Source organism: Burkholderia sp. MSMB1072 (assembly GCF_001524725.1).
In the GTDB taxonomy this organism is placed as follows: domain Bacteria; phylum Pseudomonadota; class Gammaproteobacteria; order Burkholderiales; family Burkholderiaceae; genus Burkholderia.
In genome coordinates this window covers 23,584-34,721 of sequence record NZ_LOYC01000002.1, presented here as the reverse complement: position 1 = coordinate 34,721, position 11,138 = coordinate 23,584, and the positions used below count along the sequence as shown (strand labels likewise).

General features: G+C 71.8%; 11 protein-coding genes. 2 read left to right on the top strand and 9 right to left on the bottom strand.

Translation table 11 applies throughout. The features are described 5' to 3' along the window. Positions 1-300 precede the first annotated feature (300 nt). Positions 301-1,044 carry an acetoacetyl-CoA reductase gene (gene phbB, locus WS89_RS00335; RefSeq protein ID WP_059504379.1) on the top strand — a complete coding sequence of 248 codons (744 nt, stop codon included), beginning with the start codon at positions 301-303 and terminating at the stop codon, positions 1,042-1,044. Positions 1,045-1,152: 108 nt separating this feature from the next. After that, positions 1,153-1,359, top strand: a complete 207-nt coding sequence (locus WS89_RS00330; protein WP_034208396.1) for a hypothetical protein — start codon at positions 1,153-1,155, stop codon at positions 1,357-1,359. Between the two features lie 90 nt (positions 1,360-1,449). Here WS89_RS00330 and WS89_RS00325 read toward each other — a convergent pair whose 3' ends face one another. The 9 genes from WS89_RS00325 to WS89_RS00285 all read right to left on the bottom strand — a co-directional run bounded on the left by WS89_RS00325 (position 1,450) and on the right by WS89_RS00285 (position 11,084). Then, positions 1,450-1,779: a hypothetical protein gene (locus WS89_RS00325; protein WP_059789096.1), complete on the bottom strand. Its 330-nt coding sequence runs from the start codon at positions 1,777-1,779 to the stop codon at positions 1,450-1,452. Beyond that, positions 1,776-2,279 carry a hotdog family protein gene (locus WS89_RS00320; protein ID WP_059789095.1) on the bottom strand — a complete coding sequence of 168 codons (504 nt, stop codon included), beginning with the start codon at positions 2,277-2,279 and terminating at the stop codon, positions 1,776-1,778. Before WS89_RS00320 ends, WS89_RS00325 begins: the two co-directional genes overlap by 4 nt. Further along, positions 2,276-3,094 (bottom strand): beta-ketoacyl synthase chain length factor, encoded by an 819-nt coding sequence (locus WS89_RS00315; RefSeq protein ID WP_059789094.1) that lies wholly within the window; start codon positions 3,092-3,094, stop codon positions 2,276-2,278. Before WS89_RS00315 ends, WS89_RS00320 begins: the two co-directional genes overlap by 4 nt. 8 nt (positions 3,095-3,102) lie before the next feature. Beyond that, positions 3,103-4,314, bottom strand: coding sequence for a beta-ketoacyl-[acyl-carrier-protein] synthase family protein (locus tag WS89_RS00310; RefSeq protein WP_059789093.1), 1,212 nt, complete (start codon positions 4,312-4,314; stop codon positions 3,103-3,105). A gap of 63 nt (positions 4,315-4,377) precedes the next feature. Next, complete coding sequence (locus WS89_RS00305) at positions 4,378-5,262, bottom strand: polysaccharide deacetylase family protein (protein ID WP_059789092.1); 885 nt, start codon at positions 5,260-5,262, stop codon at positions 4,378-4,380. Continuing rightward, positions 5,259-7,727 carry an MMPL family transporter gene (locus WS89_RS00300; RefSeq protein WP_059789091.1) on the bottom strand — a complete coding sequence of 823 codons (2,469 nt, stop codon included), beginning with the start codon at positions 7,725-7,727 and terminating at the stop codon, positions 5,259-5,261. The genes WS89_RS00305 and WS89_RS00300 overlap by 4 nt, the downstream gene beginning before the upstream one ends. Beyond that, on the bottom strand, positions 7,727-8,362 hold the full coding sequence (locus tag WS89_RS00295) for an outer membrane lipoprotein carrier protein LolA (protein WP_059789090.1): 636 nt from the start codon (positions 8,360-8,362) through the stop codon (positions 7,727-7,729). Before WS89_RS00295 ends, WS89_RS00300 begins: the two co-directional genes overlap by 1 nt. Then, entirely contained in the window at positions 8,359-9,336 is a 978-nt protein-coding gene (locus WS89_RS00290; protein ID WP_059504397.1) for an LpxL/LpxP family acyltransferase, read from the bottom strand. The genes WS89_RS00295 and WS89_RS00290 overlap by 4 nt, the downstream gene beginning before the upstream one ends. After that, positions 9,333-11,084 carry an acyl-CoA synthetase family protein gene (locus tag WS89_RS00285; RefSeq protein WP_059789089.1) on the bottom strand — a complete coding sequence of 584 codons (1,752 nt, stop codon included), beginning with the start codon at positions 11,082-11,084 and terminating at the stop codon, positions 9,333-9,335. The genes WS89_RS00290 and WS89_RS00285 overlap by 4 nt, the downstream gene beginning before the upstream one ends. Between the last annotated feature and the right edge of the window lie 54 nt (positions 11,085-11,138).

Below are 11,138 nucleotides of genomic sequence, written 5' to 3'. Positions count from 1 at the left end.
GTCAAGCGCGATGCGAAGCGCGGGCTGGCGTCGCTGTGCATCGGCGGCGGGATGGGCGTCGCGCTCGCGGTCGAGCGCGTCTGAGCGGGGTGACTGCACGGTTCGCTTGCGGCGCGGGGCGGCGCCGCGGGTGAGCCGGGCGGTTTTTGCGCAAGACAGGCAATCGACAATACGCGCGAGGTACCGGTGCGTGCCGCACCCGCGATGCGGGCGGATGCACATCGAAGCGGCGGGGCGGCAGCATGTGCGATGCCGTTGCCCGGCCTTTCATCGATCACTTTTTTGTCGGTAATTAATAGGATGACTAAGCGAATTGCAGTTGTGACGGGTGGGATGGGCGGCCTCGGCGAAGCGGTCAGCATCCGGTTGAACGATGCGGGTCACCGGGTAGTCGTCACGTATTCGCCGAACAACGCCAACGCGGACCGCTGGCTGACCGAGATGCATGCGGCCGGCCGAGCGTTCCATGCGTACCCGGTGGACGTGGCCGATCACGACTCGTGCCGGCAATGCATCGAGAAGATCGTGCGGGATGTCGGCCCGGTCGACATTCTCGTGAACAACGCAGGCATCACGCGCGACATGACGCTGCGCAAGCTCGACAAGGTCAACTGGGACGCGGTGATCCGCACGAACCTCGACTCCGTGTTCAACATGACGAAGCCGGTGTGCGACGGCATGGTCGAGCGCGGCTGGGGCCGTATCGTCAACATTTCGTCGGTGAACGGCTCGAAGGGGTCGGTCGGCCAGACCAACTACGCGGCCGCGAAAGCCGGCATGCACGGCTTCACGAAATCGCTCGCGCTCGAGGTCGCGCGCAAGGGCGTGACGGTGAACACGGTGTCGCCGGGCTATCTCGCGACGAAGATGGTCACCGCGATCCCGCAGGACATCCTCGACACGAAGATCCTCCCGCAGATTCCGGCGGGTCGGCTCGGCAAGCCCGAGGAAGTCGCGGCGCTGGTGGCCTATCTGTGCTCGGAGGAGGCCGGCTTCGTGACGGGCTCGAACATCGCGATCAACGGCGGTCAGCACATGCACTGACGCGCGGCGGCCCGCACGGCGTTCGAAGCCGTGCAGGCCGCGTTTCCCACTATCCCGCGCCGGAGCGGCGGCAGGCGCGCCGCTTCGGCCTCGCATTCCGGAGAACGCATGGGCGACACCTGGATGGGACTCGTGATCGGCGGGGCGGCGCTGGCCGTCGCGCTGGCGATGGCGATCTCGCTCTACTGGCTCGAGCGGCGCCGCGCGCGGCTGCTGCGGAACTTCGATCATCGCGATTGCTGGCTGGTCGCGTACGGCAAGTGCTTCGCGCGCAGGCCGGCGAGGCCGCTACGGCGCATGCGCGGCGCCCGCTGACGGCGGCGCCGGCGCGTTGCGATCGGCGAGCGACCGATGAGTGGTCGAGTCCCGCGCGCATGCCTTCGGCAACGCGCGCGGGACGCGCGATCAGTCGTGCTTCTGGCTTTTTCCCGCCGACTCGCCCGAATCGTTCTTGTGGAAGATCCGCTTCGTCGTGCGCTTGGTGGCTTCCCAGCCTTCGCGCGACGCATGGGCGACGCCGTGCCCGACCGCCTTCGCGGCGCTCGCGGTCGCGTGGCCGAAGCTGCGCGCCGCGTCGCCGGTCTTGTGCGCGGCTTCCTTCGAATCGCGCTTGATGTCCTGCTTCACTTCCGACATGTCCGCGTGCGCGAGCGGGCTGAGCAGCGCCGAAACGAGCGCGGCGCCAATGAACTGACGAACTTTCACGACCGGTTTCCTTGAGGTAGGCCTCTTCATCGAGGATTCGTGTGGCCGGCAGGCGCCGGTTGAAACGCGCCGGCGGCCGATGCGTCGAGCATCACCGCCGCGCGGCCGGACAGCAGCACGCGCTCGCCGCAGCGCAGCGCGAAGCCGTACAGTACCGAGCGGCCGTCGCCGCTCACGCGTTGCGCGTCGACGGTGAGCGGCTGCTCGAAGGTGTCGAGCCGGTCGACGAACGCGTCGACGTTGCGCACGCTCGCGAGATAGCCGACGCGCGGGCGCGCTTCGTGCGCGCCGAGCAGCGCGCCGTGCACGGCCATCGCCTGCGCGGCATATTCGATGCCGCAGACCGACGCGAGCCGCCCGTGCGCGCGCAGCGGGTTGTGCGGGTCGCGGTGGCTCGTCGCGGTGCAGCGGATTCGTTCGGTATCCCACGCATCGACCGAATCGAGCACGCACATCGTGCCGGCATGCGGAATGTGCGCGGCAATCCACGCATGGTCGAGCGGTGAGGTCAAGACGGCCGTTGCGATCATGGCGCGTGCTCCGCGACGGGTTTGGGCATCGCGACGTCGACCTGCACGCGCGTATCGGCCAGATAGTCGAGCACGACGCGCGTCGAACGCCGCGCGGCGAGCGCATCGAGCAGCGGCAGCACGCGGGCGGCCGGATTGCCGGCGCGCAGTGCGTCGAGTCCGGCATCGGCGAGCGTTGTCGCGGGTGCATCGGTGAGCTGCACGTCGATGCGGGCGAGCGTGCGCTCGCTTGCTTGCGGCGAGAGCACGAGCGCGACGCCGAACGCGTCGTCGATCGGCCGCACCGTGCGCAGCGGTTCCGGATAGTCGGTGTCGTACGCGATCAGCAGGCTCGGCACGCGATCGACGACGACCTGGCACAGGCTTTCGAGCAGGCCGGCGGCAAAGCTGCCGTCGTGCGCACACAGTACGTTCGACGTCGCCGTCGCGCGGGTCGCGATGCTCCAGTAGCCGGCCGGGGCATTGTGCACCGAGTTGTGGAAGCGGGTCGGCGACAACTGGCGATCGTCGCCGGCCAGCGTTTCGCAGATCGCGTGGCAGTTCTGGCCGTCGCCGCCGGATGCGCTGAATACGGTCGCGAGCGTCGCGGCGTCGCGGCCGCTCGCCGCCACCGCTTCGTGGCCGACCGCGAGCGCGGCGCGCACGACGGGACCCGTGCGCCGCCGTTCGGCGGACGGCAGGCCGGCCGGCGGCGGCAGCTCGGTGCGGGCGGGCGCGTAGGGCGCGCGGCCTGCGAGCACGTCGGCCGCGTGCGGCCAGTCGTTCAATCCCGGCCCGACGAGGCCGATGCTTTCGATGAAGGCGGTCAGGGTCATGGCGGGCCTCAACGGCGGGCGTGATCGGCGCGGCCGAGGATCAGGCTGCAGTTCGTGCCGCCGAAGCCGAACGAGTTGGAGAGGACGGCGCGTACGCGCGTGTCGCGGCTCGCGAGCACGTAATCGGCTGCGAGCGCCGGGTCGGGCTGCGTCGTGTTGACGCCGGCCGGCACGAACTGCTCGCGCAGCGCGAGCGCGGCGACGATCGCCTCCAGCGCGCCGGCCGCGCCGAGCGTGTGGCCGGTCGCGCCCTTCGTCGAGCTGCACGGCGTGCGGGCGAACAGCGCGCCGACCGCGCGGCTTTCCGCTGCATCGTTGCTCGGCGTCGCGGTGCCGTGCAGGTTCACGTAGTCGATATCGTGCGCGCCGAGGCCGGCGGACGCGAGCGCCTGCTCGATCGCGGCGCGCGCGCCGCGCCCTTCCGGATGCGGCGACGACATGTGGTGCGCGTCGCTCGTTTCGCCGACGCCGAGCAGCAGGATCGCGTCGCCGTCCAGCGCGGCGGGCGGCGCAGAGGCGCGCTCGACGAGCGCGAACGCGGCGGCCTCGCCGATCGAGATGCCGTCGCGGGCGACGTCGAACGGCCGGCACGGCCGGCGCGACAGCAGTTCGAGCGAATTGAAGCCGTACAGCGTGGTCAGGCACAGCGAATCGACGCCGCCGACGACGGCCGCGTCGATCAGCCCGGCCTCGATCATGCGGCGCGCGGAGCCGAATACCTTCGCGCCCGACGAGCACGCGGACGAGATCGCCATCGCCGGCCCGCGCAGCGCGAAATACGCTCGCACGAACGCGGCCGGCGAATACGGGTTGTGCGTGTGTGCGTAGCGGAAGTCGGCCGGCAGCGCGCCGCTCGCCGGGTCGCGGCGCCGGTACGCGCGTTCGGTTTCGAGGATGCCGGCCGTGCTCGTGCCGACGAACACGCCGACGCGTGCGGGGCCGTAGCGCGCGACGGCCGCCGCGACGCGGGCGTCGAAGCCGTCCTGCGTCAGGCCGAGTTGCGCGAGGCGGTTGTTGCGGCATTCGAAGTCGGCGAGATCGGCGCGCACGGGGTGCGCATCGACGCCGTCCACCGCGCCGATCCACGTGTCGAGGTCCGCACGCTCGAAGTTGCACGGCACGAGCCCGCCGCGGGCGTGGCGCAGCGCATCGAGGGTCGCGTCGAGGCCGCGGCCGATGCAACTGGTGGCGGTGAAGTGCGAGAGCAGGAGAGGTTTCACGAGGGTCGCTTCCGGTGGCCGGAACGGGCGCTGCAGCAGGGCTGGCGGGCGCGTCGTTCGAGGTCAGATTTTATCAAACGGGGGTGCCGGAACGCCCGGCTGGCCGGACGGTTCGGGCGCGAGCGCCGCGCGCAAGGTGGTCCAGTGCAACTGCGCATCGGCGGCCGCGCGCAGCACTTCGCGCAGCACGTCGAGCACGACCGGTTCGTCGCGCGCATCGCGCGCCGCATGACCGTCGTGGACCAGCAGGATGTCGCGCGCATCGAGGCCGTGCAGCAGGCGGCGCGTGACGGTCGCGGCGTTGCGGGCGCGCGTGTCGAAGCCGCGTCGCGTCCAGCTCGCGAGTTGCAGGCCGAGTTCGCACAGCACCGGTTCGAGAAACGGATTGCGCAGGCCGGCCGGCGCGCGGAAGAACAGCGGACGCGTGCCGGCGATGTCGGTCAGCGTCTGCTGCGCGGCCGCGATTTCGCGTCGCAGCGCGGCCGGCCCCGATAGCGAGAACGTATGGCTGTGCCGCTGGCTGTGGTTCTCGACCGCATGGCCGCGCGCGACGATCGCTTCGACCCAGCGCGGATGGCGGCGCGCGAGATCGCCGATGCAGAAGAACGTCGCGCGCGCGTCGTAACGGTCGAGCAGGTCGAGCACGCGCGGCGTGACGTCCGGGTCCGGGCCGTCGTCGATCGTCAGCGCGATGCGGCGGCCCGCGCCGGGCGGCAGGCGCGTCCAGTTCGGACCGAGCAGCGTGCTGCGCGGCCACAGGCCGGCCGCGGTCAGCGCGAGATGCGACGCGACCACGCCGCCGACGGCCCACGGCCACGTGGCCGGTTGCGCGATCGCGGCGGCGGCAGCGCCCGCATGCAGCGCGGCGGCGCCCGCGATCAGCGGCGTGGGTTTCCAGCGCCGCGCGGCGCCGGCGTGGTGCGGCGGAGTCGACGACGGCGCATTCATGCGCGGCCTCCTCGTTCACGATGGCCGACCGCCGGTGCGGCGCGCGGCGCGAGAATCGCCGCGAACGCGAGCGCGAGCATCGCGCCGGGGCCGACGGTCAGCCCGAAGGTTTCGAGCAGCGGCACGCGCGACAGCGCGAGCAGCCCGAAGCCGGCGACCGTCGCGAGGTTCGCGATCAGCAGCGACACCAGTGTGTACGGCATGACGGGCTGCGTGTCGTCGCGCCGGCAGAAGAACAGCGCGTAGTTCGAGCCGACCGCGACGATCAACAGCATCCCGACGAGGTGCAGGATCGTCAGCTGTACGCCGGCGAGCGCGAAGCCGGCCGTCACGACCAGCACGGCCGCGACGAGCGGCGCGAGGGCGCGCACCGCACGGCGCGGCGAGCGCAGCGCGATCAGCAGCAGCACGGCGATCGCGGCGAACCCGGCGAGCGACAAGCGGATGTCTTCGTGCACATAGCTCACGTACAGCCGATCGGCTTCGGTTTTCATGTCGACGAACAGCGCATCGGCCACGCCCGCGCGCGCGACGGCGGCGCGAATCGGCGCGGCATCGAGGCTCGACGCCGGCTGCGCGGTGCGGGCCGCGTCCGGCGCATGCAGCGGCAGCATCGCGCTCCAGCGGCCGTCGCGTTCGGTCAGCAGCGCATCGACGGCGAGCGCCATCGACGTGCCGCGCAGGTCCGCGCGCGTCAGCAGCGGTGCGTGACGCGCGGCGTCGACGTCGGCGAGGAACGGCGCGAACAGGTCGGGCTTGACCGCGATCGGCTGGTGCGCGACGGCGTCGCGCATCCGTGCGGCAAGCGCGTCCGCATCCGGCAGGCTCGCCCGGCGCGCGCGTTGCGCGGCGTCGCTCGGCAGGTAGCGGGCGGGGTTTTCGAAACCGCCGAGCGCGCCGCGGTCGACGAGCGGCTGCAATTGCGCGGCGACTTTTTCCGCGCCTTCGAGTGCGGCCTGTTCGGTCGGCGCGGCAATCACGACGAGATAGCGCACGTCGGGCGCGCCGACATCCGCGCGCAGCCGTGCGTCGAGCGCCTGCGCTGCCGCCGGCACGGGGCTGAGCGCGGCGAGCTCGCGGCTCCACAGGTCGTCGCGATGCAGCGCGAGGGTCGCGCATGCGGCGACCACGAGCACCGCGAGCGGCCAGCGCAGCCGCGGCGCGGCGTCGGCCGCGCGCGCGAGTACGGCGCCGATGCGCGAGACGTCGCGGATCGCGACATGCTCGCCGCGCAGGTGCGGCAGCACGAAGCGCGTGACGAGCGCGGCGGCCGTCAGCCCGACGATCGAATAGAGCCCGAGTTGCACGAGGCCCGGGAATCCGGAAAACAGCATCGACGCGAATCCGCACACCGACGTCAGCACGCCGAGCCGGATCGTCGGCCAGTACGCGGCGACCCACGCGCGCGTCGCGTCGGCCGGGCGCGCGGCGCCGCGCGTGCCGGCCTGCGCCGATTGCACGAACAGGTAGATCGAATAGTCGACGGCTTCGCCGATCAGCGTCGTGCCGAACCCGAGCGTCAGCCCGTGGACCGTGCCGAACGCGACGCCGACCGCCGCGATCCCGGCCGCGACGCCCGTCAGCACCGGCAGCAGGCCGAGCGCGAGCGTGCGCGGCGAACGGTACAGCGTGAGCAGCAACGCGACGATCAGCACGACGCTTGCCGTCGACAGCCGCTCGACGTCGTGCCGGATCGTGTCGCGCGTGTCGACCGAGAACACGCCGGGACCCGTCATGGCGAGCGTGGTTGCCGCTGCATTCGGGATGGCCCGTTTCGCGGCGGCGAACGCGCGACGCACCGTGTCGATCGCGCGTGCCTGCGCATCGGTATCGGAGCCGGCGGCGGCCGTCTGCACGACGAGCACCGCGCGCGTGCCGTCGCGCGACGCCCACACGCCGTCGCGGCTCGCCGGTTCGGCTGCGCGGTCGAGGCCGTCGACGAGCGCGGCGACTTCGCCGGTCGGGTCGCGCGGCAGCATCGCTTTCGCGACGAGGCCGGCCGACGAACTCAGCAGGTCGAGGCTGTCGCCGAGCGCCCGGTGCAGGCCGTCGGCGCTGAAGCGCTGCGGCGTGACGGCCGGGCTCAGCAGATAGCGGTGATCGAAGATGAATTGCCGGTCGCGCGCATCGTTCGCGGCTGCGCCGTTGTGCACGGCCGCGAACTGCGGATCGGCGCGCAGCGTGCCGGCGACGCGCCGCGACAGCGCGGCGCGCGTGCTTGCATCGCCGCCGTCGATCGCGACGAGGATCAGGCGCGACACGATGCCGTCGCGCAACTGGTCGACGAGCACGCGTTGCCCGGCGCTCGGCGCATTCGGCAGGAACGCGGACAGGTCGGCCGTGAAGTGCGCGCGCCCGATCGCGACGCCGCACACGGCGAGCGCGAGCAGCCACACGAGCACCGCGCGCTGCCGCCACATGGGCAGGCGGCGCGCGACGGGGGAGGGGCGCGTGCGATCGTCCATCAGTTCGCGTTCGCCGCAACGGGGTGCAGGCGCATCACCGAACGATCGCCGTCGGCCTGCCGGATCGCGACGCTGCGCAACACGTCGCGCGTGCCGTCGAGCGTGATCGTGCTGACGACCTTCAGCATCCGCGAGTCGAGCGGCGTGAGCGTCAGCGTCCAGTCGTCGCCGCGTCCGGCAAGGGCGACCTTGTACACCTGCTCGAGCGCGAAGCGGTTGCCGGCGAGCGTCGCGCGGATGCTGTCGATGAACGCGCCGAGCTCCGGATAGCGCGCGAGCGCGAGCGTGTACTTGCGGTTGTTGCGCTCGACGGTGAGCATGTCGCCGTCGACGACGAGGTGTTCCGGCTTCGGGCTCAGCGTGTGTTTTTCCAGGTGGTCGGGCGCGACGAACACCAGCTCGCCCGACGATTCGATCGGCTGCGCGGCGATCGACAGGGTCTTCGTCTCGGTGAAGGTCGCGCGGCCCGACTTGTGCTGCGCGAGCGTCGACATCAGCCGGTCGAGGCTCCACGCCGGTCCGGCGTCGGCCGCGTGCGCGGGTGCGGCCAGCGCAATGGCGGCGGCGCCGGTGGCGAGCACGCGGGCGACGCGGGGCAACGAGAACGGGAACGGGCGGCGGCGAACGGCGGTCATGCGTCGGAATCCCTCGTGGCGGGCAGCTCGGCGCCGGTGCGCACCACGTCGCGGCGCGCGGCCGCGGCATCGCCGCCTTGCCAGAAATCGAAATAGTTGAACCAGTTGTACGGCGCCATGCGGCAGTACTTGTCGAGAAGCGCGACGTAGCGCGCGAGTGCCGCGTCGACCGCGGCCGCACGCGCGTCGCGCCGCACGTCGGAGAAATCGGCGAGCGTCTCGAAATGCACGTCGTAGCGGTTGCCGTCGCGATAAAGGCCCGTCATGAAGATCACCGGGCGCTTCAGCATCGCAGCCATGTAAAGCGGGCCGAGCGGGAACGCGGCCGGCGCGCCGAGCAGCGGCAGGCGTCGCAGCGACGCGGCCGCGTCGTCGAGCAGCGTGCGGTCGGCGAGCATGCCGACCATGCAGTTCGCGTCGAGGCGCTCGCGTACCTTCAGCATCGAGTCGACCTGCCCGAGCGGAATCACTTCCGGCTGCGCGGCCGGGTTTACCGCGGCGAGCGTCGCGTTGATCTTGCGCGCGTTCTTCTCGTACATCGTGACGACCACGCGCAGGTCCGGATGCGTGCGGCCGATCGCACGCACGACCTCGAAGCTGCCGAGGTGCGCGCCCATCAGGAATGCGCCGCGCCCGCCCGCGAGCGCGTCGTCGACGAGCGTCTCGCCGTGCAGCCGAATGTCGAACAGGTCGAAGCGCCCGTTCATCAGGTAGACGCGATCGTGGATCGTCGCCGCGAACGTGAACACGTGCCGGTACACGTCGCGCCAGCGCGCGGGGCGGCCGAGCACGCGGCGCAGGTAGTCGCGCGACGCCGCGCACGCGACCGGCGAGAACAGCACGAAATACGTCGCAATCAGGTGCAGCACGATGCGCGCGCGCTGCCGGCCGAAGCGCAGCGATATCCACGTCATCGCGCGCAGCAAGCTCGCGTTGCTGCGCTCCTGGCGCTCGGCCCATGCGGTGCGCTTCATGGCTGTGCGCCGTCCTGCGCGGGCGGCGGTGCGGACAGCACGCCGGTCGCGACCTCGCGCGATCCGGCGCGCACCGTGAAGCGGATCGCGCCGCTGGCAGCAGCGTCGTACGCGAGCGCGAGCGGTTCGCCGGGCGCGACCGGGCTCAGGAATTTCGCGGACCCGAGCCGCCACGCATGCAGCGGACGGTTCAGCGCCGCGCCGATCGTGTGGATCGCGTGATCGAGCAGCACGACGCCCGGCACGACCGGATGGCCGGGAAAGTGGCCGGGCAGCGCGGGATGGTCGGCGGCGATCGTGAACGCGAGCGCGGGCGCGTCGGCCGGGTCGCGCTCGGCCGGCGGCACGGCCGTCGTGCCCGCGGCACGTGCATGTCGCGCAACGAGCGCGGCCAGTACGTCGCGCGGCAGCTTGCCCGTTTCATTGCGCGGCAGCGCATCGACGAACACGAGCGGGCGCGGCATGAACGCGGGATCGATCCGCTCGCGCAGCGCGCGTTGCAGATCGGCGGCCGCGAGCGTCGGCGCGACGACCAGCGCGACGAGGCGCGTGACCGGCTCGAGGGCGGTGTCGCCCTGTGCGGGCGCGGCTTCGTCGGGCATGAAGAACACGCCGTCGACCACTTGGGGAATCGCGTTGAGCTGATGGTTCAGGTACGCGAGCGACGTGCGCTTGCCGGCGATGTTGACGAGATCGGCCTTGCGGCCGTGCAGCAGGAACCGGCCGTCGCCGAGCAGTTCGAGCGCATCGCCCATCGGCACGGGCGCCTCGACGTGTCCGCCCGATACCCAGACCGTCGGCCCGCCGTCGTCGCCGTCCGGTGCGTCGCGGGCGTCGAGCCGGATGTCCGGGAACGGTTCCCACGCCGCGCCTTGCGACGTGCGACGGGTCGCGATCTGGCCGGTCTCGGTGCTGCCGTAGATCTCGACGAGCGGCGCGTCGAGCGCGGCCTCGGCCTCGCACGCGAGCTTCTCCGACAGCGGCGCGGTGGCCGACAGCACCAGCGCCGCGCGCGGCAGCGCATGGCCGGCCGACAGCAGCGCACGCAGGTGGATCGGCGACGTGACGAGCACGCGCGGCTGCGGGATCGCGTCGAGTTCGTCGCGAATGTCGCCCGGGTAGAACGGCTGGCGATTGCTGAATGCGAGGCCGCCGATCAGCGCGAGCAGCACCGTCGATTCGAAGCCGTACATGTGCTGCGCGGGCACCGTGCCGATCAGCGTGGCCGGGCGGCCATCGAGCAGCCCGAGGCGATCGGCCGCCGCATGCACGCAGCCGACCAGGAAGCCCCAGGTCTTGCGGTGCGGCACCGGCGCGCCGGTCGAGCCGGACGTGAACACGTAGGCCATGATCCGCGCCGCGTCGATCTGCGGGACGGCGAATGGCGCGTCGCTCGCGAGTTCGCCGGGCGCGGCATCGGGATACGCGAAGCGCGGCAGGTCGATCGTGCAATCGGGCGCATCGTGCAGGCAGAACGCGTCGGGCGCGAACGACGCGAGCTGGCGGACCATTTCCGGCGTGTGCGTCGACGGCAGCAGGCTGATCTTGCCGGCGACGAGCGCTGCGCACAGGCTGACCGCGAAGCGATAGCGGTCGCGGCACACGTTGAACACATGGCCGCCCGCGGGCAGCGCGGCGGCTACGCGCGCGACGTCGGCGACGAATGCGCGCACGGTGACGGGCGAGCCGTCGCGCCAGGCGATCGTCTGGTCGGGCGAGGCATGGAATACCAGCGGGTGAGTCGGCATAAATCGGTCAAGACGGGAACGAAGGCCGCGCGGCCGTGGGGCCGCGCCGGTCAT

Excerpts from the sequence above, each read along its gene's own strand:
- WS89_RS00325 (WP_059789096.1), bottom strand. The coding sequence starts at position 1,779 with ATGAAGAGGCCTACCTCAAGGAAACCGGTCGTGAAAGTTCGTCAGTTC.
- WS89_RS00315 (WP_059789094.1), bottom strand. The coding sequence starts at position 3,094 with ATGACCCTGACCGCCTTCATCGAAAGCATCGGCCTCGTCGGGCCGGGA.
- WS89_RS00295 (WP_059789090.1), bottom strand. The coding sequence starts at position 8,362 with ATGACCGCCGTTCGCCGCCGCCCGTTCCCGTTCTCGTTGCCCCGCGTC.
- WS89_RS00290 (WP_059504397.1), bottom strand. The coding sequence starts at position 9,336 with ATGAAGCGCACCGCATGGGCCGAGCGCCAGGAGCGCAGCAACGCGAGC.
- WS89_RS00285 (WP_059789089.1), bottom strand. The coding sequence starts at position 11,084 with ATGCCGACTCACCCGCTGGTATTCCATGCCTCGCCCGACCAGACGATC.
- WS89_RS00300 (WP_059789091.1), bottom strand. The coding sequence starts at position 7,727 with ATGGACGATCGCACGCGCCCCTCCCCCGTCGCGCGCCGCCTGCCCATG.
- WS89_RS00330 (WP_034208396.1), top strand. The coding sequence starts at position 1,153 with ATGGGCGACACCTGGATGGGACTCGTGATCGGCGGGGCGGCGCTGGCC.
- WS89_RS00305 (WP_059789092.1), bottom strand. The coding sequence starts at position 5,262 with ATGAATGCGCCGTCGTCGACTCCGCCGCACCACGCCGGCGCCGCGCGG.
- WS89_RS00320 (WP_059789095.1), bottom strand. The coding sequence starts at position 2,279 with ATGATCGCAACGGCCGTCTTGACCTCACCGCTCGACCATGCGTGGATT.
- phbB (WP_059504379.1), top strand. The coding sequence starts at position 301 with ATGACTAAGCGAATTGCAGTTGTGACGGGTGGGATGGGCGGCCTCGGC.